This is a genomic window from Pseudomonas segetis (assembly GCF_900188155.1).
Lineage (GTDB): Bacteria > Pseudomonadota > Gammaproteobacteria > Pseudomonadales > Pseudomonadaceae > Aquipseudomonas > Aquipseudomonas segetis.
In genome coordinates this window covers 168,583-193,305 of sequence record NZ_FZOG01000003.1, presented here as the reverse complement: position 1 = coordinate 193,305, position 24,723 = coordinate 168,583, and the positions used below count along the sequence as shown (strand labels likewise).

The following is a 24,723-nucleotide window of genomic DNA, read 5'->3' as shown; positions in this document are numbered from 1 at the left end:
GCTCCTTAAGACTCTATGCTTGCGCAGATCAACTTGACTCCGCGCGACTGCAATTGGGTTCGAGCGTCTTGGTCCAGGCGCTCATCGGTTATCAGGGTATGTACACGTGCCCAAGGCAATTCGAGATTGGGGATCTTGCGACCGATCTTGTCGCTCTCAACCATCACAATCACTTCACGGGCAACTTCGGCCATGACTTGGCTCAAGCCCAGCAATTCATTGAATGTTGTCGTGCCTCGCGCCAAATCAATACCGTCCGCGCCAATAAACAGCTGGTCGAAATCGTATGAACGCAGCACCTGTTCGGCAACCTGGCCCTGGAAAGACTCCGAATGCGGGTCCCAGGTGCCGCCCGTCATCAACAGCACAGGTTCGTCTTCCAACTCGCGCAGGGCATTGGCAACGTTGAGCGAATTGGTCATGACCACCAAGCCGGGCTTGCGCCCCAGTTCAGGGATCATCGCCGCAGTGGTGGTGCCGCTGTCGATGATGATCCGCGCATGCTCGCGAATGCAGCTGACCCCAGCACGGGCAATGGCCAGCTTATAGCTCGATATGGGTTGGCTGACGTCGACCATCAGCTCTTGCGGCAATTGCACCGCTCCGCCATAGCGCCGCAGCAGCAGGCCGTTTTTCTCAAGCGCGGCCAGGTCCTTGCGGATGGTGACTTCAGAGGTCGAAAAGCGCTTCGCCAGCTCGTCCACACTGACTTCGCCCTGCTCGGTAAGCAAGGCAAGTATTGAATGGCGACGTTGGGGGGTGTTGCGTTTCGACATGCTTTAAGTTTCGATTCGAAAGTTAATTGCGCAAATCAAAACCTAACGAAGCTTTAAGGTCAAGTAAAACAGTAAAAAGGCCGCCAAATGGCAGCCTTTTCAAAGTTATCAACAGCTCAAACGAAAGATAGCCGTTAACAGCACTATTTCTTGGTTGGACGCTTCCAGCCTTCGATGTTGCGCTGTTTACCACGTCCCACAGCCAGGTTATCCACAGGCACGTCGCTGGTGACAACCGAGCCGGCTCCTGTGGTAACCCGGTCGCCCAGGTTCAGTGGCGCAACCAGTGAGGTGTTCGAGCCGACAAATACATCTTCACCCATGACAGTGCGATGTTTGTTCACGCCGTCATAGTTGCAAGTGATGGTGCCAGCACCAATGTTAGTCCGCGCACCGATTTCAGCGTCGCCCAGGTAGCTCAAATGGCCAGCCTTGGCGCCTTCGCCGAGCACAGCATTCTTCAGCTCTACAAAGTTACCCACATGCGCCTTGGCGCCCAGTACAGCACCTGGACGCAAACGTGCGAACGGTCCGCAATCGGCTCCCTCACCCACTTCAGCGCCTTCAAGATGGCTGTTGGCTTTGACTATTGCGCCTTTGCGCAGCGTGCTGTTCTTGATGATGCAATTGGCACCAATCTCGACGTTGTCTTCAATCAGCACTTTGCCTTCGAGTATGACGTTTATGTCGATCATCACATCACGACCAACAGTGACTTCACCGCGCTGGTCAAAGCGGGCCGGGTCACGCAGAGTCACGCCTTGCGCCATCAACGCACGCGCCGCACGCAGTTGGTAGTGACGCTCAAGTTCGGCCAGTTGACGGCGGTCATTGGCGCCCTGCACTTCCATGGCATCCAACGGCTGTTCGGTCGCAACCACCAGACCGTCCGCTACAGCCATGGCTATCACGTCAGTCAGGTAATATTCGCCCTGGGCGTTGCTGTTCGACAGGCGCCCCAGCCAGTCACCGAGCTTGGTCGCTGGCACCGCAAGAATGCCGGTGTTGCCTTCGTTGATCAGGCGCTGCGCTTCGCTGGCATCCTTATGCTCGACTATGGCTTCGACCTGTCCTGCGGCGGTACGCACGATCCGGCCATAGCCGGTCGGGTCATCCAGGGTGACAGTCAGCAAACCGAGCTGCTGGTCGTTAACCTTTTGCAGCAGGCGCTCAAGTGTGCTTTTTTCGATCAGCGGGACATCGCCATATAGAATCAACACCCGATCGCTGGTCAACGCAGACAATGCCTGGGCAACTGCGTGACCTGTTCCCAGTTGCTCGGCTTGCATCACGAAATTCAGATCATCGGCAGCCAGGCGTTCGCGCACGGCATCGGCACCATGGCCAATCACCACATGGATGCCTTGTGGCTTGAGTTCGCGAGCGATGTCGATGACATGACCGAGCATCGACTTGCCGGCAACCGGGTGCAGCACCTTGGGCAAGGCTGAACGCATGCGTGTGCCCTGACCTGCTGCAAGAATGACGATATCAAGTGACATAACGAAAGCTACCATTGGTTAAAGACGGAATTCCTTTCCATACACTGCATTGCGCAGTTTTTTGGCGCAGCAAAGAAAAAGGGTAGCCTAGGCTACCCTTTTACTTAGCTGCAAAAAAGTCTGACTGCCGTGATTAGCCGCCGAACTTCTTACGCAATTGCTGGACGGTACGCAGCTGAGCTGCAGCCTCGGCCAGTCGAGCAGCAGCAGAGCCGTAATCGAACTCGGCGCCTTGCTCGTTCAACGCTTTCTCAGCAGCCTTGACGGCTTCCTGAGCAGACGCTTCGTCAAGATCGGCAGCACGTTGCACGGTGTCGGCCAGGACCTTCACCATGTTTGGCTGCACTTCAAGGAAGCCACCAGAGATGTAGAACACCTCGGTTTCGCCGCCTTGCTTGATCAAACGGATTGGACCCGGCTTCAGGTCAGTCAGCAAAGGCGCGTGGCCTGGAGTGATACCGATATCACCCAAGTTACCGTGCGCAATTACCATCTCGACCAGTCCGGAAAACATCTCCGCTTCTGCGCTGACGATATCGCAATGGACTGTCATAGCCATAACCTTGCCTCAGATCACAAGCTGTGGATAAGTATTATCCACAGCCTGATGCGCCTGTTGCCAGGCGCATAGGGTGATTACAGTTTCTTCGCTTTCTCGACCGCTTCTTCAATGCTGCCGACCATGTAGAACGCTTGCTCTGGCAAGTGATCGTAGTCGCCCTTGAGGATGCCGCCAAAGCCTGCAATGGTGTCTTTCAGGGAAACGTATTTGCCTGGAGAACCGGTGAAGACCTCGGCCACGAAGAATGGCTGAGACAGGAAACGCTGAATCTTACGAGCACGGGATACCAACTGCTTATCGGCTTCGGACAATTCGTCCATACCCAGAATGGCAATGATGTCCTTCAGCTCTTTGTAACGCTGCAGTACGTACTGAACGCCACGTGCGGTGTCGTAGTGCTCCTGACCAATCACCTGCGGATCGAGCTGGCGAGAGGTGGAGTCCAACGGATCCACAGCTGGGTAGATACCCAGGGAAGCGATGTCACGGGACAATACGACAGTTGCGTCCAAGTGGGCGAAGGTGGTCGCCGGGGACGGGTCGGTCAAGTCATCCGCAGGTACGTATACGGCCTGGATCGAAGTAATCGAACCGGTCTTGGTCGAAGTAATACGCTCTTGCAGAACGCCCATCTCTTCGGCCAGGGTCGGCTGATAACCTACTGCCGACGGCATACGGCCGAGCAGTGCGGATACTTCAGTACCGGCCAGGGTGTAACGGTAGATGTTGTCCACGAAGAACAGAACATCACGGCCTTCATCACGGAACTTCTCAGCCATGGTCAGACCGGTCAACGCTACGCGCAGACGGTTACCTGGTGGCTCGTTCATCTGACCGTAGACCAGGGCTACCTTGTCGAGAACGTTGGAATCCTTCATCTCGTGGTAGAAGTCGTTACCCTCACGAGTACGCTCACCCACACCGGCGAACACGGAATAACCGCTGTGCTCGATGGCGATGTTACGGATCAGTTCCATCATGTTTACGGTTTTACCTACACCGGCACCACCGAACAGACCAACCTTACCGCCTTTGGCAAACGGGCAGATCAGGTCGATAACCTTGATGCCTGTTTCCAGCAGTTCGTTGCTGCCCGCTTGTTCAGCGTAAGTTGGCGCAGGACGGTGAATGCCCCAACGCTCTTCTTCGCCAATCGGGCCAGCTTCGTCGATTGGGTTGCCCAATACGTCCATGATACGGCCAAGGGTCTTAACCCCAACCGGTACCTGGATGTTGGTGCCTGTGCTGTCGACGTCCAGGCCACGTTTCAGGCCTTCGGTCGAACCCATTGCAATTGTACGAACCACGCCGTCGCCCAGCTGCTGCTGAACTTCGAGGGTGGTTTCAGCGCCGACTACTTTCAACGCTTCATAAACACTCGGCACATGATCACGCGGGAATTCCACGTCGATAACGGCGCCGATGATTTGAACGATACGTCCGCTACTCATCTTTGGTTCCTCTGAATATTTGAACCGTTCTTAAACCGCGGCAGCGCCGCCGACGATTTCCGAAATCTCTTGGGTAATTGCTGCCTGACGCGCCTTGTTATAGATCAGCTGTAGATCGCCAATCAAATCACCGGCGTTGTCGGTGGCGTTCTTCATTGCAATCATCCGTGCAGCTTGTTCAGCCGCGTTGTTCTCAACCACTGCCTGGTACACCTGCGACTCCACGTAACGCACCATCAAGCCTTCGAGAAGCTCTTTGGCGTCGGGTTCGTACAGGTAGTCCCAGTGATGCTTGAGCTCTTGATCCGGAGTCGCCACCAATGGAATCAACTGCTCCACTGTCGGCTGTTGCGTCATGGTGTTGATGAACTTGTTCGAGACCACGGACAAACGATCGATACGACCTTCGAGGTACGCATCGAGCATTACCTTGACGCTACCAATCAGATCATTGATCGATGGTTCTTCGCCCAGGTGGCTGATCGCAGCAACAACATTGCCACCAAAGTTACGGAAAAACGCCGCACCTTTGCTACCAATGACGCAAAGATCAATCTCTACGCCTTGCTCGCGATTGCTCGCCATGTCTTTGACCAGAGCCTTGAACAGGTTGGTGTTCAGACCACCACACAGACCACGGTCACTGCTTACCACTACATAACCTACACGCTTTGTTTCGCGCTCGATCATGAACGGGTGGCGGTATTCCGGGTTGGCGTTGGCCAGATGACCAATTACCTGGCGGATACGCTCCGCGTAGGGACGGCTAGACGCCATGCGCATTTGTGCTCTGCGCATTTTGCTTACCGCCACCTTCTCCATGGCGCTGGTGATCTTCTGCGTGCTTTTGATGCTCGCAATCTTGCTGCGAATCTCTTTTGCGCCTGCCATTTGACACCTATCAGGTTAGCAAGCGAGGGCCGTAAAGCCCTCGCTGCGGCTTACCAGGTTTGGGTGGCTTTGAACTTCTCGATACCGGCTTTGAAGCCAGCGTCGATTTCGTCGTTGAAGTCACCCTTCACGTTAATCTTCGCCAACAAGTCAGCGTGATCACGGTTGAAGTAAGCAATCAGGGCTTGCTCGAATGCGCCAATCTTGGCCACTTCGACATCCCGCAGGAAACCACGCTCAGCTGCGTACAGCGACAGCGCCATGTCTGCGATAGACATTGGTGCATATTGCTTCTGCTTCATCAGCTCAGTAACGCGCTCACCATGCTCGAGTTGCTTACGAGTAGCCTCGTCCAGGTCAGATGCGAACTGGGCGAATGCCGCCAATTCACGGTACTGAGCCAGAGCGGTACGGATACCACCGGAAAGCTTCTTGATGATCTTGGTTTGAGCCGCGCCACCTACACGGGATACCGAGATACCAGCGTTGACCGCTGGACGGATACCGGAGTTGAACATCGAGGTCTCAAGGAAGATCTGACCGTCAGTGATCGAAATCACGTTGGTTGGTACGAACGCAGAAACGTCGCCAGCCTGGGTTTCAATGATTGGCAGCGCGGTCAAGGAACCGGTTTTGCCAGTCACAGCACCATTGGTGAACTTCTCGACGTACTCTTCGGATACGCGCGATGCACGCTCCAGCAGACGGCTGTGGAGATAGAACACGTCGCCTGGGTATGCTTCACGGCCTGGTGGACGGCGCAGCAACAGGGAAATCTGACGATAAGCCACTGCTTGCTTGGACAGATCGTCATAAACGATCAGCGCGTCTTCACCACGGTCACGGAAGTATTCACCCATGGTGCAACCGGAGTAGGCAGAAATGTACTGCAGCGCTGGGGATTCAGAAGCCGAAGCCGCCACCACGATGGTGTTGGCCAGGGCGCCGTTTTCTTCCAGCTTGCGCACCACGTTGGCGATGGTCGATTGCTTCTGACCGATTGCCACGTATACACACTTAATGCCGCTGTCTTTCTGGTTGATGATGGCGTCGACTGCCAAAGCAGTCTTACCGATCTGACGGTCACCAATGATCAGCTCACGCTGGCCACGGCCTACCGGGATCATGGCATCGACTGACTTGTAGCCAGTCTGTACCGGCTGATCAACCGACTTACGCCAGATCACGCCCGGTGCAACCTTTTCAACAGCGTCGGTAGCGACGTTGTTCAGCGGGCCTTTACCGTCGATTGGATTACCCAATGCGTCAACAACACGACCCAGCAGCTCCGGACCAACCGGAACTTCGAGGATACGGCCGGTGCACTTCGCGCTCATGCCTTCTGCGAGCGTGGTGTATGCACCCAGTACGACTGCACCTACGGAGTCTTGCTCCAGGTTCAGTGCCATACCGTAGACGCCACCCGGGAACTCGATCATTTCGCCGTACATAGCATCGGCGAGACCGTGAATACGCACGATACCGTCGGATACGCTGACGATAGTGCCTTCGTTACGGGCTTGGGAAGAGACGTCGAGTTTCTCGATACGTCCCTTGATGATTTCACTTATTTCGGAAGGATTGAGTTGCTGCATAGCTCTGCTGCCCCTTCAAACTCAAGATTTCAATGCTTCGGCCAGCTTCGCGATTTTGCCGCGAACTGAGCCATCGATAACCAGGTCGCCGGCGCGAATGATGACACCACCTATAAGGTTGGCATCCTCCGCGGCGTGCAGACGCACTTCTCGACCGAGCCGTGCACTGAGAACCTTGGCGAGTTTGTCTTGCTGTTCATCGTTCAACGCAAAAGCACTGGTGACATCAACGTCAATCGACTTTTCCTGCTCTGCTTTATACAGCTCGAACAGGGCAACGATTTCCGGCAACAAAGCCAGGCGATCGTTTTCAGCCAATACGTGGATGAAATTGCCTACTTGGGCGTCAAACTTGTCACCACACACTTCAATAAAAGTGGTGGCCTTGTCTTTACTCGTCAAACGCGGGGCCTTGAGCACGCGCTGGATGGTATCGTCTTCAGATACCGCAGCAGCCAGGCCGAGCATGGCTGACCAATTGGCCAGTTGCTGATGAGCCTGGGCGTACTCGAAGGCAGCCTTAGCGTAAGGTCGGGCCAACGTGGTCAATTCTGCCATGATCGCGCCCTCGCTTAAATTTCCGCTGCCAGTTTAGAAACCAGCTCCGCGTGCGCGTTTTGGTCGATTGAAACGCCCAAGATCTTCTCGGCACCGCCGACAGCCAGAGCACCCACTTGGGCACGCAGCGCGTCTTTGACACTGTTGATTTCTTGTTCGATCTCAGCCTGAGCCTGAGCCTTCACACGGTCAGCTTCAACGCGAGCCTGTTCACGGGCCTCGTCGACAATCTGGGTACCGCGTTTCTTGGCTTGCTCAATAATTTCTGCTGCCTGTGTTTTAGCTTCGCGCAGTTGCTGACCCGCTTTTTCTTGGGCCAACTCCAAATCACGAGCTGCACGGTTGGCAGCGTCCAGACCTTCTGCGATCTTCTTTTGACGTTCTTGCAGAGCAGTGATGACCGGAGGCCATACGTACTTCATGCAGAACATCACGAAGATGAAGAAGGCAACGGCCTGGCCAATCAGGGTTGCATTAATGTTCACGCCAACACCTCGCTCGTTCGTTGTCTATCACACCGTATCACTCGAATAAACGAGTGATTAGCCTGCGATTTGACCAACGAAAGGGTTCGCGAAGGTGAAGAACAGTGCGATACCAACACCGATCATGGTCACGGCGTCGAGAAGACCGGCGACGATGAACATTTTCACTTGCAGCATAGGAACCATTTCTGGTTGACGCGCAGCGCCTTCCAGGAACTTGCCGCCCAGCAGGCCGAAACCAATGGCAGTACCAAGGGCGCCCAGGCCGATTAGCAGAGCAACAGCGATCGCAGTTAAACCAACTACAGTTTCCATTTTTCCTCCCGACTTTTATGTCGTATTGGTTAAGTGTTTCTAAGGTTAAGCGGTAAAGCTAAATCGTTTGTCCAGCATGCCCTCACGGGCGTCCACCGACAGCGTTGCGCCCCGCTTTCAAACGGAGCGCATAGCTATTAGTGGTTGTCTTCGTGAGCCATCGACAGGTAGACGATGGTCAGCATCATGAAGATGAACGCTTGCAACGTGATGATCAGAATGTGGAACACGGCCCACGCCCAGCTCAGGGCTACGCCCAGGGTGCTAAGCAAGAACATGCCACTGCCGAACATCACGGCAATCAGGATAAAGATCAGTTCGCCGGCATACATGTTACCGAACAGACGCAGTGCCAGAGAGATTGGCTTGGCGACAAGGGTCACGAACTCAAGCAGGAAGTTCACCGGAATCAACAGCGCCTGAACCAGGATGTTCTTGCTGCCGAATGGGTGCAGGGTCAGTTCGCCAATGAAGCCGCCGATACCCTTGACCTTGATGCTGTAGAAAATGATCAATGCAAACACCGACAGGGCCATGCCCAGTGTCGCGTTTGGATCGGTGGTAGGTACCACACGGAAGAACATGTGCTCGTCACCCGCGATTTTCTGCGCCAGAACAGGCAGGAAATCCACAGGAACCAAGTCCATCAGGTTCATCAGGAAGATCCAGACGAAGATGGTCAAGGCCAAAGGTGCGATCAGCATGTTGCGGCCATGGAAGGTGTCTTTGACACTGCTGTCGACGAACTCGATCAGTACTTCAACGAAGTTCTGCAAGCCGCTAGGCTGGCCGCTGGTAGCACGCTTTGCTGCCATGCGGAAAATTAGAATGAAAACCAGACCAAGAACCACGGACCAACCCAGGGTATCCACGTGGAATGCCCAGAAGCCCATTTCTTTAGCTTGTTCTGCTGTGTGAGCGAAACCCCAGTCACCAGAAGGCAGTTTCCCGAAAGTCAGGTTCTGCAAGTGGTGCTGGATATAGCCCGAAGCGGTTTGTTCTGCCATGTTTGCCTCAAACGCCCTAAGGTCTCAAAAATCTTGTTCTCGTAAGCAGGGGTGCAAACCAGTTGACCAGTTGGGTCAGAAGGAAAACGCCGAAGACCGCCAGCGCATCCAATGGCTTCACACCTGCAAACGTCAGTGCAAACAGCACTGCCGTTAGAATTAATTTGCCCGCTTCACCGGCATAAAAAGACCGGACTATGGCTTGAGCAGCCCTGGCACCGGAAAACCGGAACGCCTTATGGGCAAAATACACATTCGGCAGCCATGCAATCAGGCCGCCGCACAATCCGGAATACCCGGAGACGCTACCCCGCCACTGCCAAAGAACCGCAGCCGCGATCAATACAACGATCAGTTGGACTACAAGCACCGGGAATACCGGTAGGCGATGGAATGGCAGGCGATTCGGCGTGCGAACTTCCATCATTGCTTTCCTGAAATCTGACGTTTTTCGTCAACCGCCAATCCAATAGAACTTGGCATAGTTTGTGCCGTCGAAATGCGCGCAGAGTATAGGGGCGCATGCGCCCCCATTCAACTGTCAGGTAGTGATTTCCGACTAGTGCTACATGTTCAATTGTTTCAGCGAATGTGAGCGAGCACACCTTGCAGCTCATCGAGCGAGCTGTAACGGATCACCAATTGGCCTTTGCCCTTCTGGCCATGCTTGATTTGCACCGGAGAGCCTAGACGCTCAGCGAGGCGCTGTTCAAGGCGACTGATATCAGGATCAACCTTGGCTACCGCTTTAGGCTCTTCTTTGTGGCTTAACCACTGGCGAACCAGGGCTTCGGTCTGACGTACGGTCAGGCCACGTGCGACAACATGTCGCGCCCCTTCAACCTGTTGCTCGGCCGGTAAACCCAGCAATGCACGGGCATGGCCCATCTCCAGGTCGCCATGGGAAAGCAATGTCTTGATCTCTTCAGGCAAGGCAATCAAGCGCAGCAAGTTGGTAATGGTCACCCGTGACTTACCCACAGCCTCGGCCACTTGTTGCTGGGTCAGTTGGAACTCTTGCTGCAAGCGCTGCAGAGCCATGGCCTCCTCAATCGGATTGAGGTCTTCACGCTGGATGTTCTCGATCAACGCCATGGCGATGGCAGCTTCATCGGCCAGTTCACGGACCATTGCCGGAATGGTATCGAGACCTGCTTGCTGGCTGGCGCGCCAGCGACGCTCACCAGCCACGATTTCAAAACGCCCCTGGTCGACCGGACGCACCACGATAGGTTGCATGACCCCGTGCGACTTGATCGATTGAGCAAGTTCTTCAAGGGCCGCAGGATCCATATCGCGCCGTGGCTGGTATTTGCCACGCTGGACCAGGTCAAGCGGCAGGTATTGCAGTTCGCTGCTATCAACCTTTGCTGCTTCTTCCTGCAATGCGTCGACGCTGGTGCCACCCAGCAACGCATCCAAGCCTCGTCCTAGCCCTCGTTTCTTGGCGGCCATGCAGAAATTCCTTATGCAGTAACAGTTCGGGCGCGTGAGCGCTGGCGGCGAACCAATTCACCGGCCAGTGCCAAATAAGCGATGGCACCCCGCGATTGCTTGTCATAGACCAACGCAGGCATGCCGTAGCTAGGTGCTTCGGCTAAACGCACATTGCGCGGGATTACAGTTTGGTAAAGCAGGTCGCCAAAATGTTCCTTGAGTTGCGCGGAAACATCGTTGGTCAGGCTGATGCGCGGGTCATACATGGTGCGCAGCAGGCCTTCTATTTTCAGTGAAGGATTGAGTAGCTTGGCGATGCGCTGAATGCTGTTAACCAGATCACTCAGGCCCTCGAGCGCATAGTACTCGCACTGCATCGGAATGATCACGCCATCGGAGGCGACCAAAGCGTTGACCGTAAGCATCGACAGCGACGGCGGGCAATCAATCAGGATGTAATCGTAATTTTCGCGGATCGGCGCCAATGCGTTGAGCAGGCGACTTTCCTTCATTTGCATTTCCAGCAAGCCAACTTCAGCCGCCGTCAGGTCACGGTTGGCCGGCAGCAGTTGATAACCGCCATGCTCCGAGAACTGCATGGCCTGGCCCAGATCGCTTTCGCCGATCAATACATCGTAGATCGAGTGTTCCAGCGCATGCTTGTCGACGCCGCTACCCATGGTTGCGTTGCCCTGCGGGTCCAGGTCGATCAACAGCACACGGCGCTTGGTTGCGACCAGTGAGGCAGCCAGGTTGACGCAGGTGGTGGTCTTGCCCACGCCGCCTTTCTGGTTAGCTATTGCGAATACTTTTGCCATGCTGCGTTCCCCTTAGACCGAGCGACGCAGTATCAACAGATGTCGCTGGCCTTGGCAACCGGGAACCTTGAGAACCTGCGTTTTGACCAGCGTAAAATCGTCCGGCAATTCCTGCAGCTCATCATCTGGATGCACGCCTTTCATGGCCAGCCATTGGGTGTCGCCATCGCCGAGGTGACGGGTCCAGTTGGAAAAGTCCTTGAGCGAGCTAAATGCCCGCGAACTGATTCCACTGAACGGTTGATCGGGGGTAAACCCTTCTACCCGACTGTGGATAACTTGCAGGTTGGCCAGCTTGAGCTCCAGTTTTACCTGGGTCAAAAAGCGGGTTTTCTTGCCGTTGGAGTCCAGCAGGGTAAATTGCTTGCCGGGAAACAGGATAGCCAGTGGTATACCGGGCATGCCGCCGCCACTGCCAACATCCAGCCAGTTATCCCCAGCATCGTTGACGTAGGGCGCAACGCTCAGGCTATCAAGCAGGTGGCGCGAAACCATTTCATCAGGATTGCGCACAGCGGTCAGGTTGTAGGCTTTATTCCACTTGACCAGCAACGCCATGTACGCCATGAGCTGCGCTTGCTGCTCGGGGGATATCTCTACACCTAGCTCAATGGCACCTTGAGCCAAATCTGCGGCGTGACTTTCAGTCACCAAGGAGGTTCCCATCAAGCGCTCTGCTCCAACTGCTTACCCGCTCCACGTTTTTTGAGATGAATCATCAACAGCGAAATCGCAGCTGGCGTAACCCCAGGAATGCGCGACGCCTGGCCAAGGGTTTCAGGCCGCGAGTCGCCCAGCTTGTGCTGAATCTCTTTTGACAGGCCCGAAATGGTCGAATAGTCGATATCCACAGGCAGCTTGATGTCTTCGCTGGCACGCAGGCGGGCGATTTCATCTTGCTGGCGGTCAATGTAGCCGGCGTACTTGGTCTTGATTTCGACCTGCTCCGCTACTTGTGGATCCAGCACAGCGCCGCCCGTGGCCTCGATCAACCCGAGGTAATCGATCTCAGGCCGCGATAACAGGTTGAGCAGGTTGTATTCATGGGCCAGCGGCGTGCCGAAACGCTGGGAAATGGCATCGCCATCAGCAGTGTTTGGTCGAACCCAGGTGCTTTTCAAGCGCTGTTCTTCCTGGGCGATGGCCTCGCGCTTGGTTTCAAATGCCGCCCAGCGCTGGTCATCGACCAGCCCGAGTTCGCGGCCTTTTTCAGTCAGGCGCAAGTCGGCGTTGTCTTCACGCAGGATCAGGCGGTACTCGGCCCGCGAAGTGAACATGCGGTAAGGCTCTTGGGTACCAAGGGTGATCAGGTCGTCGACCAATACGCCGATATAGGCTTCATCACGACGCGGACACCAGGCGTCTTTGCCCTGGGCACGCAGCGCAGCATTGGCACCGGCGAGCAGGCCCTGGGTGCCGGCTTCTTCATAACCGGTGGTGCCATTGATCTGGCCGGCAAAGAACAAACCACCAATCACCTTGGTTTCCAGGCTGTACTTCAAATCACGCGGGTCGAAATAATCGTACTCGATGGCATAACCAGGACGCACGATGTGCGCGTTTTCCATGCCGACAATCGAGCGGACGATCTGGATTTGCACGTCGAACGGCAAAGAGGTGGATATACCGTTGGGATAGAGCTCATGGGTGTTCAGGCCTTCGGGCTCGATAAACACCTGGTGGCTTTGCTTGTCGGCAAAGCGGTGAATCTTGTCTTCGATAGACGGGCAATAGCGCGGACCAACCCCTTCGATCACCCCGGAATACATCGGCGAGCGATCAAGGTTGGCGGCAATGATTTCGTGAGTTCGAGCATTGGTATGGGTAATCCAGCAGCTCACTTGCTGCGGATGCTGCTCTTTTGAACCGAGGAACGACATCACTGGAATCGGTGTATCGCCCGGTTGCTCGGTCATCATCGAAAAATCTACCGAGCGACCGTCAATTCGTGGCGGTGTGCCAGTTTTCAAGCGTCCCACGCGCAATGGTAACTCGCGCAGACGATGAGCCAGGGCAATCGAAGGTGGATCACCGGCACGGCCACCCGAGTAATTTTGCAGACCTATGTGGATAAGTCCGCCCAGGAAGGTTCCGGTGGTCAGTACCACCGAGTCTGCGAGAAAGCGCAAACCCATCTGGGTAACAACCCCTTTGACTTCATCATTCTCGACGATCAGGTCATCGGCGGCTTGCTGGAATAACCATAGATTGTCCTGGTTTTCCAGGGTTTCGCGAATAGCTGCCTTGTACAGCACGCGATCGGCTTGTGCGCGGGTGGCGCGTACTGCCGGGCCTTTACGGCTGTTCAGAACACGAAACTGGATACCTGCCTTGTCAGTGGCGGTCGCCATGGCGCCGCCGAGTGCGTCGATTTCCTTGACCAAATGGCTTTTACCAATCCCACCAATTGCTGGGTTGCAGCTCATTTGACCGAGGGTTTCCACGTTATGGGTCAGCAGCAGGGTTTTGACACCCATGCGTGCAGCTGCCAACGCAGCTTCGGTTCCGGCATGACCGCCGCCGATAACGATCACCTGAAAACGGGAAGGGAAATCCACCACGCACCTCGTGTTTGTTCTGAAATGGGGGGCTTTTGATACGAGCACTGACACTGCGTCAGGCACAGAAAAGCTAGCTAGCCGATAAGTATAGGCAGTTAGCTGTGGCTAAAGAAGCCTTTTGCACAAAAAACAGCCAATTGGTCAGTGCTTTTGCTTGAGGTCCAGGGCTGTACAAGTCGAGCGGTCAATAAAAATTAAAAAGAAAGAATTTTTAAAGATCTTTATTTTTATGTTTATAAAGTAGCACGCTGCTTTCTGTGGATAGATTGATACAGCCCAATAAATACCTACTGTACAGCGATGTATGGTTCTGTGTGGAGCCTGCACTGAAACTGTCAGATAACCGTCATCAAGCTGTGGATTAAACAGGTGGTTATCCACAGACCGGTTTATCCTCACTTTTATCACCGGGTTATGGACTGGGCTCAGGTGGGGTTTTCCACAGGGTTTATGCACAGCGTGTTTTTCTGTGGATCGAAGCCCGAAAGCCGCACCAGGCAAGATTTCTACTGCGGAATAAGCCAACTGTTGAGGTAAAAACCGCCGCAGATCAACAACACAAATAAGCAGGCTGCCAATAACATGGGCTTGAACCCTGCTTGCTTGATGACGCGCCACTGGGTTTGACTACCCAGCGCTGCCATCGCCATTGCCAGGGTCAACTGGCTAAGCAGTTGCAAGCTGTGAATAACTTGGACGGGTAATGCTGCCCAGCTATTGATGCAGGCTGCAGCGATAAAACCCAGGACAAACCAGGGGACGGTAATTTTTGCTTTGCTTTGGCCGGGATTTGCCTCATCCCTAAATACCAATGTGCTCAGGATCAGAATGAAAGGAGCCAGCAGCATTACCCTGATCAGCTTGACCACAACCGCCGATTGCAACGCCTCACCGCCCACAGAATCCCCTGCTGCAACGGCTTGAGCGACTTCATGTATGGTGCTGCCGATGTAGATACCGAAGTTGTGCTCGGTCATGCCGCTGATATGAAAGACCAGTGGATAAATAAACATGGCCAGGGTGCCGAACAGCACCACGGTCGCCACTGCAATGGTCACGTATTGCTGTTTGGCCTTGAGTACCGGCTCACTGGCCAGCACGGCTGCGGCGCCACATATGGCACTGCCTGCCGAGATCAGCACAGCCAGGTCCCGGGGCAAGCCAAAAAGCCTTATCCCCAACCAGGTACCGAGGATCAAGATGCTGCTGGTAACGGTGATATCCAGTACCACTGCTTGCCAGCCAACCTGCACTATCTGTTGAAAACTCAGGCTGATGCCAAACAGGATGATGCCAGTGCGCAGCAAACGTTGTTGGCAGAACCTTGTGAATAACTTTTCACGCGCGCTCGGTTCAGCCAGGTTGAAATGTCCATAAATGGCGCCGAGCACGATCGCCAGCGGCAATGCGCTCAAGCCCAATTGACTGATTGCGGGGATTTGCGCGAGCAGCAGTGCGCTTATTGCGATAACTGGCAGTGCGATCAGAGTGCGCATGGGATTCACATTTATCCATAACAATTGCTATGGACGACATACTCAGGCATGGGTAATGTTAATAAAAACGCATTATTCTTATCCTGTGCATAAGTAAAACCGAACAATGAGCGTCAGCCTGAGACAACTTAAGATCTTTGAAGCCACTGCCCGCCTGGGGCGATTGACGGCTGCCGCCGATGATCAAGCCATAAGCCAGTCGGCTGCCAGCCAAGCGCTGCGAGAGCTTGAGTCCGGGCTTGGTTACCCGCTGTTTCACCGCGTGGGCCGTGAACTGCTGATAACCGATGCCGGTCGTGCGGCATTGCCTAAAGTCGGCTTGATATTGCAGACCCTGGATAATCTTATTCACAGCCCTGGCGATGCAATCAGTGGCACCTTGCGTATCGCCGCCAGCCTGACCATCGCCAGTTATCTGCTGCCCAAGCTGCTCAGCAGCTTTATCCACAACCACGAGCAGGTTGATCCTGATGTACGCATCAGTAATACCGAGGAGGTGATAAGCGCTGTTGAAAAAGGCCAGGTACATTTGGGCTTGATCGAAGGTCCGGCACTGCACAGCCAGCTGTGTATAACACCATGGTGCGAAGACCAATTGCAGGTGTTTTGCCGTCCGGACCACCCATTGGCGGCTGTGGGTAAGTTGACGGCGGAACAGATTTGCGAGCAACGCTGGGTGTTACGCGAGCCGGGTTCAGGCACCCGCGCGGTATTCGATGCTGCGGTCCAGCAGGTCTCCGGCCAGGTAAAGCTGGCCCTGGCGTTGAATCGTCAGGAGGCGATCAAGCAATCGGTCAAGGCCGGGCTGGGTATTGGCTGTTTGTCGGGTTTGTCGATTGCCGAGCAAGTGGCGGCCGGCGACTTGGTTATCCTGCAAACCCCGCTAGAACTGCGTCGGCGCTTCTCATTGATCACCCAACCACTGCATGAGAGCAATGCCTTGGCCCAGGCATTTATCGCTCATCTGCAGAAAGCCCCGCTTGCTGTGGATAACTAATCTGCAAAGGTCACTTACCGATACAAAAGCTTGAAAAGATCCGCCCGAGCAGGTCATCGGAACTAAACGCTCCGGTAATTTCCCCCAGGGCCTGTTGGGCATGGCGCAAATCTTCTGCAAGCAGCTCACCTGCGCCTGCGAGCGTCAGCTGTGCATAACCATGATCGAGATGGGCCTGGGCCTGATGAAGTGCGTCCAGGTGCCTGCGCCGGGCGCTGAAGCTGCTTTCGGAGGTCTGTTGATAACCCATGCAGGCTTTCAGGTGCTCGCGCAGTAAATCCAGACCCTCTGTGGATTTTGCCGACAAGCTTATCGTCACATGGCCGTCGTCACTGACCTCAAGGGATACCGAATCCTTGCTCAGGTCCGCCTTGTTACGAATCAGGGTCACTTTTGCCGGATCCGGACGCAGATCGAGAAACTCCGGCCACAGCATGAAGGGATCTGCGGCTTCTGGCGCAGTCGAATCAACCACCAGCAATATGCGGTCGGCTTCAGAAATAGCTTTTAACGCTCGTTCAACGCCGATCTTTTCCACATGGTCTTCGGTATCACGCAGGCCGGCGGTATCCACCACGTGCAGTGGCATGCCGTCGATGTGGATATGTTCACGCAGCACGTCACGCGTGGTGCCGGCAATCTCGGTGACAATTGCCGCCTCACGCCCGGCCAGGGCATTGAGCAAACTGGATTTGCCCGCATTGGGCCGTCCGGCAATTACAACCGTCATGCCATCGCGCAGCAGTGCGCCCTGACCCGCTTCACGCAGCACGTTGAGTAATTCTGCGCGCACCTCCTCAAGCAGGCTCAATACATGGCCGTCGGCAAGGAAATCGATTTCCTCTTCCGGAAAGTCGATAGCTGCTTCAACGTAGATACGCAGGCTGATCAGGCGTTCGGTCAAACTGTGTACGCGCCGTGAGAACTCGCCCTGCAGCGAGCGCAATGCATTGCGCGCAGCTTGTTCGGAGCTGGCTTCAATCAAGTCGGCGATAGCTTCGGCCTGGGCCAGGTCGAGTTTGTCATTGAGGAACGCACGCTCGCTGAACTCACCAGGTCGCGCCAGGCGCGCGCCAAGTTGTACACAGCGACGCAGCAACAGATCGAGAACCACCGGACCGCCATGCCCTTGTAGTTCCAGCACATCTTCCCCGGTGAAGGAATTGGGCCCGGGGAAATACAAGGCCAGGCCTTCGTCGAGCACGGTATCGGCTTCGCTGTAGAAAGGCCCGTAGTGCGCGTATCGGGGTTTCAATTCACGCTGGCAAAATGCATGCGCCATCGCTCCCGCCAGGGGGCCGGACACCCGAACAATGCCGACGCCGCCGCGCCCCTGTGCGGTGGCGACTGCTGCGATGGTTTCACCCGCTACTTGCATGCTTCTCTCCGAAATCTTATCCACAGGCGACATAGCAAAACGCCCCTAAAGAGGGGCGTTTTGTTTACAGCTTAGCCAATTGCGCGTGGCTATTTGGCTTCAGCTGCTTTGGTTGCGGCTTCAATCTTGCGTGTAATGTACCACTGCTGTGCGATCGACAAGCAGTTGTTCACAACCCAGTACATGACCAGACCAGCAGGGAACCACAAGAAGAAGAAGGTGAAGATGATTGGCATCATTTTCATTACCTTGGCTTGCATCGGGTCCGGCGGTGTTGGGTTCAGCTGCTGCTGGATGAACATCGAAGCGCCCATGATGATCGGCAGAATAAAGAACGGGTCTTTAATCGACAGGTCAGTGATCCAGAACATCCAAGGGGCCTGGCGCATTTCCACGCTTTCCAGAAGTACCCAGTAGAGCGCCAGGAACACCGGCATCTGTACCAGAATAGGCAAGCAACCACCCAAGGGGTTGATCTTCTCTTTCTTGTACAGCTCCATCATGCCCTGAGACATTTTCTGGCGATCGTCACCAAACTGTTCTTTCAGAGCGGCCATTTTCGGTGCCACTGCACGCATGCGTGCCATCGACTTGTAGCTGGCAGCCGACAGAGGGAAGAAAATCAGCTTGATGATGCAGGTCAGGACAATAATCGACCAGCCCCAGTTGCCCAGGATGCTGTGGATATGTTGCAGCAACCAGAAGATGGGTTGAGCGATAAACCACAGAATGCCGTAGTCGACAGTCAGTTCCAGACCTGGCGAGAGGCTGCCGAGGTACTTCTGGATTTTCGGGCCCGCATACAGGGTGGCACCGATTTCACCTGTGCTGCCGGCAGCAACGCTAACAGCTGGGCTGGTGTAACCGATGATGTAGTTGCCTTGGCTGTCCTTGCGCGTCTGAATAACGTTGTTTTCGTTCTGATCAGGCACCCATGCAGTTACGAAATAGTGCTGCAGCCAGGCAATCCAGCCACCGTTGACGGTTTCCTTGACGGGCTTCTTGTCGATGTCCTTCATCGACACTTTCTGATAAGTCGAATCAGGCGTCGACATCGCAGCACCCAGATAGGTGGCAGTGCTGGTCGCAGTGGTCTTCGATGGGTCGTCGCTGTTGTCGCGCTTGAGCTGGGCAAACATGTTGCCGCTCCAGGCTGCACCGCTCTGGTTGTCGATCAGGTATTTGACATCGACCTTATAGGACGACGGATCGATACAACCTGGCTTCTTGAGCATTTGCTCCTTGGCTGAACACTCAGGGTTCAAGCCACGCTTGAAGGTGTAGCGCTTGATGTAATTGACTCCGCCCTCGCTGAGGGTCAGGTCAACCACCAACTGGTCCTGGCCATCGGCCAGTTCGTAGCTCTTCTGCGCACTGCTCCACAATGCACGACCGCTGGATTTATCCGGAGCGTTGCTGCCAATCAGGCCACTTTGCGCAAGATAAGTACGCTCGTTGCCATTGTCGAACAGCTGGAAAGGCACGTCTGGACGATCCTGGCGACGTGGATACTGAGGCAAGGTCAGTTGCACAACATCACCGCCACGAGGATCGATCGCCAGATTAAGCACATCAGTCTTGACCCGAATCAGATCATTGCTCTTGGCAATCTGAGTGGTGTCAGGCTTGAGTTGCTCGGTATTGGCGACAGCCGGGATATCACCGGCGCTGCTGTTTTCAGCAACAGGCGTATCGGGCAGGTCGGCGGAGCTGTTGGAAGTTACTGTCGTATTCTGAGTCGGGTAGTCAGCTTGGCCGTAGTCCTGGTTCCACTGAAGAACCATCATATAGGACACGACTGCCAGGGCGACGATCAGGATCGAGCGTTTGATATCCATGATTATTCGGCCATCGAAGAGGTACGGGATTTATTCGCAGGGGGAACCGGATCGTAGCCGCCGGGATTCCATGGGTGGCAGCGACCTAACCGACGCAGGGTCAGCCAGCCGCCACGTATGACGCCATGACTTTCAATGGCTTCATACGCGTAGCAAGAGCAGCTTGGATAAAAGCGACAATGACTCGCCATCAGTGGGCTGATGGCGTAACGGTAAAACTGGATTGGAGCTAGAGCCAGCTTACGCATTCGGTTTGTCACTCACCCCAGAAGGGACGGCTACTTCAGGGCTGGTTTTGCTGCGGGCAAGACGTTTCCAGAGTTTGTTGAATTGCTGGGCAAGTTCAACATTCTCTAAATCGCCCAGGCCTTTACGCGCCACAATCACGATATCCCAACCGGTCAGGTTGTCCTGACTCTGGCGGAAGGTTTCGCGAATCTGGCGTTTAAGGCGATTGCGTTCAACTGAGAGCTTTACGCTCTTTTTGCCGATCACCAGGCCCAAGCGGGGATGATCTAGGTCGTTGTTGCGCGCAAGCAGCAGGACATTTCTACCCGGAACTTTACCGCTAGGGGAGTCGAAGACTGCCTTGAATTGCCGGGGAGTTAGCAAACGCTTATCCCGGCTGAAGCCTCGACTCACCACAAGACAGAAAAATTAAACGGCGAGACGAGCACGGCCCTTGGCGCGGCGACGCGACAGGACAGCACGGCCGTTCTTGGTAGCCATGCGAGCACGGAAGCCATGGGTGCGAGCGCGTTTGATGGTGCTTGGTTGGAAAGTGCGTTTCATGGTGTGTTACCTGGTTGATCGACAACGGGCCGGAATGGCCCCCGTTTTAAGAGACCGGCGATTGTAGAGAAACCCGAGGGATAGGTCAATTTCCAACCAGCATGTCTTTCACATCTATTTGCCTGAATATAAATAGAGAGAAGAGATTATTTAAAGATCTTTAGATGTGTTTGTAACAACTATGTCCCCTAATCGCTGTGTATAAGTGGCTGGGGGCCTTTGCTGGCGAAGCTTTCAGCGGATCACAACGTTGTCCACAAGCCGTGCTGCAACTGTGTGGATGCCGCGAATAAGCTGAGGATGAAAGCGGGTTTTATCCACAGGACGGGTTGTCGATAGTTTCTGCCCAGGCTTATCCCAAGAGCTGGATCTAGGTTATCCACAGGGTTTTTCCGTTCTGGCCTGAAGCCCATTTTTTTCATTAAGACATTGATTTTATATAGCCACTGGCATTTTTACGTGTGGATAACTCAGCGCCTCAAGGCTACAATAGCGGCTGATTTTGCCTCACCGCCTTTCGATCTTAGGGGATGTCAGTGTCTGTGGAACTTTGGCAGCAGTGCGTAGAACTTCTACGTGATGAACTGCCTGCTCAGCAATTCAACACCTGGATTCGTCCATTGCAGGTCGAAGCCGAAGGCGACGAACTTCGTGTGTACGCGCCTAACCGTTTTGTACTCGACTGGGTCAACGACAAATACGTGACTCGCCTGCTTGAATTGCTTTCTGAGCGTTCCGAGGGGCTGGTGCCTGCGCTTTCCTTATTAATAGGCAGCAAGCGTAGCTCCAAGCCGCGGGCGGTCACCGTGCCCACACCTTCGCCTGCCTCCGTGGCTCCGGTGGCGGCCGAGACTCCTGTCCAGGTGGTGGAAGAACCGCAGCCGGCGCCGCAGGTTAATCCTGAGCGCTCGCGTTTCGATGGTTCAGCCAATACAGCGCCGGCCGCACAACCGCCCCGCACCGAGCGTGCTGTACAGGTCGAGGGCGCGCTCAAGCACACCAGTTACCTGAACCGCACATTCACCTTCGATAATTTCGTTGAAGGTAAATCCAACCAGCTTGCGCGCGCTGCCGCTTGGCAAGTGGCCGATAACCCCAAGCATGGCTATAACCCGCTGTTTTTGTATGGCGGCGTTGGCCTGGGTAAAACCCACCTTATGCATGCTGTGGGTAACCACCTGTTGCAAAAGAATCCCAATGCCAAGGTTGTGTACCTGCATTCCGAGCGTTTTGTCGCTGACATGGTCAAGGCCCTGCAGCTCAATGCAATCAACGAATTCAAGCGTTTCTACCGTTCGGTTGATGCGTTGTTGATCGACGACATTCAGTTTTTTGCCAAGAAAGAGCGCTCTCAAGAAGAATTCTTCCATACTTTCAATGCCTTACTGGAAGGTGGCCAGCAGGTCATCCTAACCAGTGACCGCTATCCGAAAGAAATCGAGGGTCTGGAAGAGCGTTTGAAATCACGCTTCGGCTGGGGCCTGACGGTGGCTGTCGAGCCGCCGGAGCTGGAAACCCGTGTTGCGATCTTGATGAAAAAGGCCGATCAGGCCAAAGTAGATTTGCCCCACGATGCGGCCTTCTTTATTGCCCAGCGTATTCGCTCCAACGTGCGCGAGCTTGAGGGTGCGCTCAAGCGTGTAATAGCCCACTCGCACTTTATGGGCCGTGACATTACGATTGAGCTTATTCGTGAGTCGTTGAAAGACCTGCTTGCCCTGCAAGACAAGCTGGTCAGTATTGATAATATTCAGCGTACGGCTGCCGAGTACTACAAGATCAAAATTTCTGATCTGTTGTCCAAGCGTCGTTCACGCTCGATTGCGCGACCAAGGCAGGTGGCCATGGCTTTGTCGAAGGAGCTGACCAACCACAGCCTGCCGGAAATCGGTGACGCCTTTGGCGGTCGCGATCACACCACGGTGTTGCACGCATGCCGTAAGATTGCTGAACTTAGGGAATCCGACGCGGATATCCGCGAGGACTACAAAAACCTGTTGCGCACACTGACAACTTAATACGCAACTCCACAAGGCAAGGGACTAGACCATGCATTTCACAATTCAACGCGAAGCCCTGTTGAAACCTCTGCAACTGGTCGCAGGCGTCGTGGAACGACGCCAGACCTTGCCGGTTCTGTCGAACGTGCTGTTAGTAGTTGAAGGCCAACAGCTGTCGCTGACCGGTACAGATCTCGAAGTTGAGCTGGTTGGCCGGGTAACACTTGAAGATGCTGCCGAGCCCGGTGAAATCACCGTGCCAGCGCGTAAGTTGATGGATATTTGCAAAAGCTTACCGAGCGATGCCTTGATCGACATTCGTGTTGATGAGCAAAAGCTTCTGGTCAAGGCCGGGCGCAGCCGTTTCAGCCTGTCTACATTGCCAGCAAACGATTTCCCTACCGTCGAAGAAGGTCCAGGCTCCCTGACTTTCGACCTGGTTCAAAGCAAGTTGCGCCGCCTGATCGAGCGCACCAGCTTTGCCATGGCGCAGCAGGACGTTCGTTACTACCTCAATGGCATGTTGCTTGAGGTGCAAACCGGCATTTTGCGCGCTGTCGCAACTGATGGTCACCGTCTGGCCATGTGCTCGATGCAGGCTCAAATCGACAACGTTGAACGTCACCAGGTGATTGTTCCGCGCAAAGGTATTCTCGAGCTGGCACGACTACTGACTGAGCAGGACGGCACTGTTGCCATCGTTCTGGGTCAACACCATATTCGTGCGACCACTGGTGAGTTCACCTTTACCTCGAAGCTGGTTGACGGCAAGTTCCCTGACTACGAGCGCGTATTGCCTCGTGGGGGCGACAAGGTTGTTGTTGCTGATCGTCAGGGTCTGCGCGAAGCCTTCAGCCGCACCGCTATTTTGTCCAATGAGAAGTACCGTGGCATTCGCCTGCAACTGGCTGCTGGTTTGCTGAAAATCCAGGCAAACAACCCTGAGCAGGAAGAAGCTGAAGAAGAAACCGCAGTTGATTACGACGGCAGTGCATTGGAAATTGGCTTTAACGTCAGTTACCTGCTCGATGTGTTGGGCGTGATGACAACCGATCAGGTACGCCTGATCCTGTCTGATTCCAACAGCAGCGCACTGGTCCAAGAGGCCGACAACGACGACTCTGCCTACGTCGTTATGCCGATGCGCTTGTAATTCATTAATGTCCCTAAGCCGCGTCAATGTCACCGCGGTGCGCAATCTGCACCCGGTGACACTTTCCCCCTCCCCGCGTATCAATATTCTCCACGGCGCCAATGGCAGCGGTAAAACCAGCCTGCTAGAAGCTATTCATCTGCTGGGCCTGGCTCGATCTTTTCGTAGCACACGTTTACTTCCTGTCATTCAATACGATCAACCCACCTGCACTGTTTTCGGACAGGTTCAGTTGGCCGATGGCCGCCAAACAAACCTGGGGGTTTCACGTCAGCGCCAGGGTGACTTCAAGATTCGTATCGATGGAGAGAATGCGCGCAGCGCCGCTCAACTTGCAGATGCACTGCCCTTGCAGTTGATTAATCCAGATAGTTTTCGTTTGCTTGAAGGTGCTCCAAAAATACGCCGGCAGTTTCTGGATTGGGGAGTGTTCCACGTGGAACCTCGTTTTCTGCCTGCTTGGCAGCGCCTGCAGAAGGCGTTAAGGCAGCGGAACTCATGGCTGCGACATGGTACACTTGACGCCGCGTCACAAGCGGCCTGGGACCGTGAACTGTGCCTGGCGAGTGATGAAATTGATGGCTACAGACGTGCCTACATACAGGCGCTCAAACCTGTGTTTGAACAGACGCTGAGTGAATTGGTTGAGCTTGAAGGTTTGGCGCTCAGTTATTACCGCGGATGGGATAAAGACCGGCCGCTGGTAGATGTATTGGCATCTACCCTGCTCCGTGATCAACAAATCGGTCACACACAAGCAGGGCCGCAACGTGCTGATTTGCGCTTGCGATTAAATGGACACAATGCTGCCGATATTCTTTCACGGGGGCAGCAGAAACTAGTTGTTTGTGCTTTGCGTATTGCGCAGGGCCATTTGGTTGATCAAGCAAAGCGTGGTCAGTGTATCTATCTGGTGGATGACTTACCGTCAGAACTGGATGAGCATCACCGACGTGCACTTTGTAAGTTATTAGATGATTTGAACTGCCAGGTTTTTATTACCTGTGTAGACCATGAATTGTTGCGGGAAGGCTGGCGCACGGATACGCCAGTTGCCATGTTCCACGTGGAACATGGCAGTATCACCCAGACCCACGACCACCAGGAGTGA

Annotated in this window: 25 protein-coding genes; 4 read left to right on the top strand and 21 right to left on the bottom strand. The window is 54.6% G+C overall.

Going from position 1 to position 24,723, the window contains the following annotated elements:
• Positions 1-5: 5 nt before the first annotated feature.
• The 16 genes from CHB79_RS12155 to CHB79_RS12080 all read right to left on the bottom strand — a co-directional run bounded on the left by CHB79_RS12155 (position 6) and on the right by CHB79_RS12080 (position 15,454).
• Positions 6-776 (bottom strand): DeoR/GlpR family DNA-binding transcription regulator, encoded by a 771-nt coding sequence (locus CHB79_RS12155; protein ID WP_089360107.1) that lies wholly within the window; start codon positions 774-776, stop codon positions 6-8.
• A 143-nt stretch (positions 777-919) separates the two neighbouring features.
• Entirely contained in the window at positions 920-2,278 is a 1,359-nt protein-coding gene (gene glmU / locus CHB79_RS12150; RefSeq protein ID WP_089360106.1) for a bifunctional UDP-N-acetylglucosamine diphosphorylase/glucosamine-1-phosphate N-acetyltransferase GlmU, read from the bottom strand.
• A gap of 133 nt (positions 2,279-2,411) precedes the next feature.
• Positions 2,412-2,837, bottom strand: coding sequence for a F0F1 ATP synthase subunit epsilon (locus CHB79_RS12145; protein WP_010487835.1), 426 nt, complete (start codon positions 2,835-2,837; stop codon positions 2,412-2,414).
• A 77-nt stretch (positions 2,838-2,914) separates the two neighbouring features.
• Positions 2,915-4,291, bottom strand: a complete 1,377-nt coding sequence (gene atpD / locus CHB79_RS12140; protein ID WP_089360105.1) for a F0F1 ATP synthase subunit beta — start codon at positions 4,289-4,291, stop codon at positions 2,915-2,917.
• Between the two features lie 30 nt (positions 4,292-4,321).
• A complete protein-coding gene (atpG, locus tag CHB79_RS12135) occupies positions 4,322-5,182 on the bottom strand; it encodes a F0F1 ATP synthase subunit gamma (RefSeq protein ID WP_010487840.1) in 861 nt (286 codons plus the stop codon).
• Between the two features lie 50 nt (positions 5,183-5,232).
• Entirely contained in the window at positions 5,233-6,777 is a 1,545-nt protein-coding gene (atpA, locus tag CHB79_RS12130; RefSeq protein WP_089360104.1) for a F0F1 ATP synthase subunit alpha, read from the bottom strand.
• Between the two features lie 21 nt (positions 6,778-6,798).
• The gene (locus CHB79_RS12125) at positions 6,799-7,335 is read right to left on the bottom strand and encodes a F0F1 ATP synthase subunit delta (RefSeq protein WP_010487843.1); all 537 of its coding nucleotides are present in this window, start codon (positions 7,333-7,335) and stop codon (positions 6,799-6,801) included.
• Between the two features lie 14 nt (positions 7,336-7,349).
• Entirely contained in the window at positions 7,350-7,820 is a 471-nt protein-coding gene (locus CHB79_RS12120) for a F0F1 ATP synthase subunit B (protein WP_010487844.1), read from the bottom strand.
• A 57-nt stretch (positions 7,821-7,877) separates the two neighbouring features.
• A complete protein-coding gene (atpE, locus tag CHB79_RS12115) occupies positions 7,878-8,135 on the bottom strand; it encodes a F0F1 ATP synthase subunit C (RefSeq protein ID WP_003097235.1) in 258 nt (85 codons plus the stop codon).
• A gap of 137 nt (positions 8,136-8,272) precedes the next feature.
• Positions 8,273-9,142, bottom strand: coding sequence for a F0F1 ATP synthase subunit A (gene atpB, locus CHB79_RS12110; protein ID WP_010487878.1), 870 nt, complete (start codon positions 9,140-9,142; stop codon positions 8,273-8,275).
• Between the two features lie 16 nt (positions 9,143-9,158).
• Positions 9,159-9,566 carry a F0F1 ATP synthase subunit I gene (locus CHB79_RS12105; protein ID WP_089360103.1) on the bottom strand — a complete coding sequence of 136 codons (408 nt, stop codon included), beginning with the start codon at positions 9,564-9,566 and terminating at the stop codon, positions 9,159-9,161.
• Between the two features lie 158 nt (positions 9,567-9,724).
• On the bottom strand, positions 9,725-10,597 hold the full coding sequence (locus CHB79_RS12100; protein ID WP_010487881.1) for a ParB/RepB/Spo0J family partition protein: 873 nt from the start codon (positions 10,595-10,597) through the stop codon (positions 9,725-9,727).
• An 11-nt stretch (positions 10,598-10,608) separates the two neighbouring features.
• Entirely contained in the window at positions 10,609-11,397 is a 789-nt protein-coding gene (locus tag CHB79_RS12095; protein ID WP_010487884.1) for a ParA family protein, read from the bottom strand.
• Between the two features lie 12 nt (positions 11,398-11,409).
• Positions 11,410-12,063 carry a 16S rRNA (guanine(527)-N(7))-methyltransferase RsmG gene (rsmG, locus tag CHB79_RS12090; protein WP_089360102.1) on the bottom strand — a complete coding sequence of 218 codons (654 nt, stop codon included), beginning with the start codon at positions 12,061-12,063 and terminating at the stop codon, positions 11,410-11,412.
• On the bottom strand, positions 12,063-13,955 hold the full coding sequence (mnmG, locus tag CHB79_RS12085) for a tRNA uridine-5-carboxymethylaminomethyl(34) synthesis enzyme MnmG (RefSeq protein WP_089360101.1): 1,893 nt from the start codon (positions 13,953-13,955) through the stop codon (positions 12,063-12,065). The genes rsmG and mnmG overlap by 1 nt, the downstream gene beginning before the upstream one ends.
• Positions 13,956-14,464: 509 nt before the next feature.
• On the bottom strand, positions 14,465-15,454 hold the full coding sequence (locus tag CHB79_RS12080) for a YeiH family protein (protein ID WP_089360100.1): 990 nt from the start codon (positions 15,452-15,454) through the stop codon (positions 14,465-14,467).
• Positions 15,455-15,560: 106 nt separating this feature from the next.
• Between CHB79_RS12080 and CHB79_RS12075 the strand changes: the two genes are divergently transcribed.
• Positions 15,561-16,451 (top strand): LysR family transcriptional regulator, encoded by an 891-nt coding sequence (locus CHB79_RS12075; protein WP_089360099.1) that lies wholly within the window; start codon positions 15,561-15,563, stop codon positions 16,449-16,451.
• 10 nt (positions 16,452-16,461) lie between these two features.
• Here CHB79_RS12075 and mnmE read toward each other — a convergent pair whose 3' ends face one another.
• The 5 genes from mnmE to rpmH all read right to left on the bottom strand — a co-directional run bounded on the left by mnmE (position 16,462) and on the right by rpmH (position 20,459).
• Positions 16,462-17,829 (bottom strand): tRNA uridine-5-carboxymethylaminomethyl(34) synthesis GTPase MnmE, encoded by a 1,368-nt coding sequence (gene mnmE, locus CHB79_RS12070; protein WP_089360098.1) that lies wholly within the window; start codon positions 17,827-17,829, stop codon positions 16,462-16,464.
• A gap of 89 nt (positions 17,830-17,918) precedes the next feature.
• Positions 17,919-19,667, bottom strand: coding sequence for a membrane protein insertase YidC (gene yidC / locus CHB79_RS12065; protein ID WP_089360097.1), 1,749 nt, complete (start codon positions 19,665-19,667; stop codon positions 17,919-17,921).
• Between the two features lie 2 nt (positions 19,668-19,669).
• Complete coding sequence (gene yidD / locus CHB79_RS12060) at positions 19,670-19,915, bottom strand: membrane protein insertion efficiency factor YidD (RefSeq protein WP_010487901.1); 246 nt, start codon at positions 19,913-19,915, stop codon at positions 19,670-19,672.
• Positions 19,908-20,309: a ribonuclease P protein component gene (rnpA, locus tag CHB79_RS12055; protein ID WP_089360355.1), complete on the bottom strand. Its 402-nt coding sequence runs from the start codon at positions 20,307-20,309 to the stop codon at positions 19,908-19,910. Before rnpA ends, yidD begins: the two co-directional genes overlap by 8 nt.
• Before the next feature lie 15 nt (positions 20,310-20,324).
• Entirely contained in the window at positions 20,325-20,459 is a 135-nt protein-coding gene (rpmH, locus tag CHB79_RS12050; protein ID WP_003213577.1) for a 50S ribosomal protein L34, read from the bottom strand.
• A 536-nt stretch (positions 20,460-20,995) separates the two neighbouring features.
• Here rpmH and dnaA point away from each other — a divergent pair.
• The 3 genes from dnaA to recF are packed head-to-tail and all read left to right on the top strand — an operon-like array spanning position 20,996 to position 24,723.
• The gene (dnaA, locus tag CHB79_RS12045; RefSeq protein ID WP_089360096.1) at positions 20,996-22,477 is read left to right on the top strand and encodes a chromosomal replication initiator protein DnaA; all 1,482 of its coding nucleotides are present in this window, start codon (positions 20,996-20,998) and stop codon (positions 22,475-22,477) included.
• 31 nt (positions 22,478-22,508) lie between these two features.
• Positions 22,509-23,612, top strand: a complete 1,104-nt coding sequence (gene dnaN / locus CHB79_RS12040; RefSeq protein WP_010487904.1) for a DNA polymerase III subunit beta — start codon at positions 22,509-22,511, stop codon at positions 23,610-23,612.
• Between the two features lie 7 nt (positions 23,613-23,619).
• A complete protein-coding gene (recF, locus tag CHB79_RS12035; RefSeq protein WP_010487906.1) occupies positions 23,620-24,723 on the top strand; it encodes a DNA replication/repair protein RecF in 1,104 nt (367 codons plus the stop codon).

What these genes read in the sequence shown, in the direction of transcription:
- atpB (WP_010487878.1), bottom strand. Translation starts at nt 9,142, where the DNA reads ATGGCAGAACAAACCGCTTCGGGCTATATCCAGCACCACTTGCAGAAC.
- glmU (WP_089360106.1), bottom strand. Translation starts at nt 2,278, where the DNA reads ATGTCACTTGATATCGTCATTCTTGCAGCAGGTCAGGGCACACGCATG.
- rpmH (WP_003213577.1), bottom strand. Translation starts at nt 20,459, where the DNA reads ATGAAACGCACTTTCCAACCAAGCACCATCAAACGCGCTCGCACCCAT.
- atpD (WP_089360105.1), bottom strand. Translation starts at nt 4,291, where the DNA reads ATGAGTAGCGGACGTATCGTTCAAATCATCGGCGCCGTTATCGACGTG.
- CHB79_RS12095 (WP_010487884.1), bottom strand. Translation starts at nt 11,397, where the DNA reads ATGGCAAAAGTATTCGCAATAGCTAACCAGAAAGGCGGCGTGGGCAAG.
- atpE (WP_003097235.1), bottom strand. Translation starts at nt 8,135, where the DNA reads ATGGAAACTGTAGTTGGTTTAACTGCGATCGCTGTTGCTCTGCTAATC.
- dnaN (WP_010487904.1), top strand. Translation starts at nt 22,509, where the DNA reads ATGCATTTCACAATTCAACGCGAAGCCCTGTTGAAACCTCTGCAACTG.
- mnmE (WP_089360098.1), bottom strand. Translation starts at nt 17,829, where the DNA reads ATGCAAGTAGCGGGTGAAACCATCGCAGCAGTCGCCACCGCACAGGGG.
- recF (WP_010487906.1), top strand. Translation starts at nt 23,620, where the DNA reads ATGTCCCTAAGCCGCGTCAATGTCACCGCGGTGCGCAATCTGCACCCG.
- CHB79_RS12155 (WP_089360107.1), bottom strand. Translation starts at nt 776, where the DNA reads ATGTCGAAACGCAACACCCCCCAACGTCGCCATTCAATACTTGCCTTG.
- yidD (WP_010487901.1), bottom strand. Translation starts at nt 19,915, where the DNA reads ATGCGTAAGCTGGCTCTAGCTCCAATCCAGTTTTACCGTTACGCCATC.
- CHB79_RS12100 (WP_010487881.1), bottom strand. Translation starts at nt 10,597, where the DNA reads ATGGCCGCCAAGAAACGAGGGCTAGGACGAGGCTTGGATGCGTTGCTG.
- rsmG (WP_089360102.1), bottom strand. Translation starts at nt 12,063, where the DNA reads ATGGGAACCTCCTTGGTGACTGAAAGTCACGCCGCAGATTTGGCTCAA.
- CHB79_RS12105 (WP_089360103.1), bottom strand. Translation starts at nt 9,566, where the DNA reads ATGGAAGTTCGCACGCCGAATCGCCTGCCATTCCATCGCCTACCGGTA.
- CHB79_RS12075 (WP_089360099.1), top strand. Translation starts at nt 15,561, where the DNA reads ATGAGCGTCAGCCTGAGACAACTTAAGATCTTTGAAGCCACTGCCCGC.
- CHB79_RS12125 (WP_010487843.1), bottom strand. Translation starts at nt 7,335, where the DNA reads ATGGCAGAATTGACCACGTTGGCCCGACCTTACGCTAAGGCTGCCTTC.
- yidC (WP_089360097.1), bottom strand. Translation starts at nt 19,667, where the DNA reads ATGGATATCAAACGCTCGATCCTGATCGTCGCCCTGGCAGTCGTGTCC.
- atpA (WP_089360104.1), bottom strand. Translation starts at nt 6,777, where the DNA reads ATGCAGCAACTCAATCCTTCCGAAATAAGTGAAATCATCAAGGGACGT.
- atpG (WP_010487840.1), bottom strand. Translation starts at nt 5,182, where the DNA reads ATGGCAGGCGCAAAAGAGATTCGCAGCAAGATTGCGAGCATCAAAAGC.
- CHB79_RS12080 (WP_089360100.1), bottom strand. Translation starts at nt 15,454, where the DNA reads ATGCGCACTCTGATCGCACTGCCAGTTATCGCAATAAGCGCACTGCTG.
- CHB79_RS12145 (WP_010487835.1), bottom strand. Translation starts at nt 2,837, where the DNA reads ATGGCTATGACAGTCCATTGCGATATCGTCAGCGCAGAAGCGGAGATG.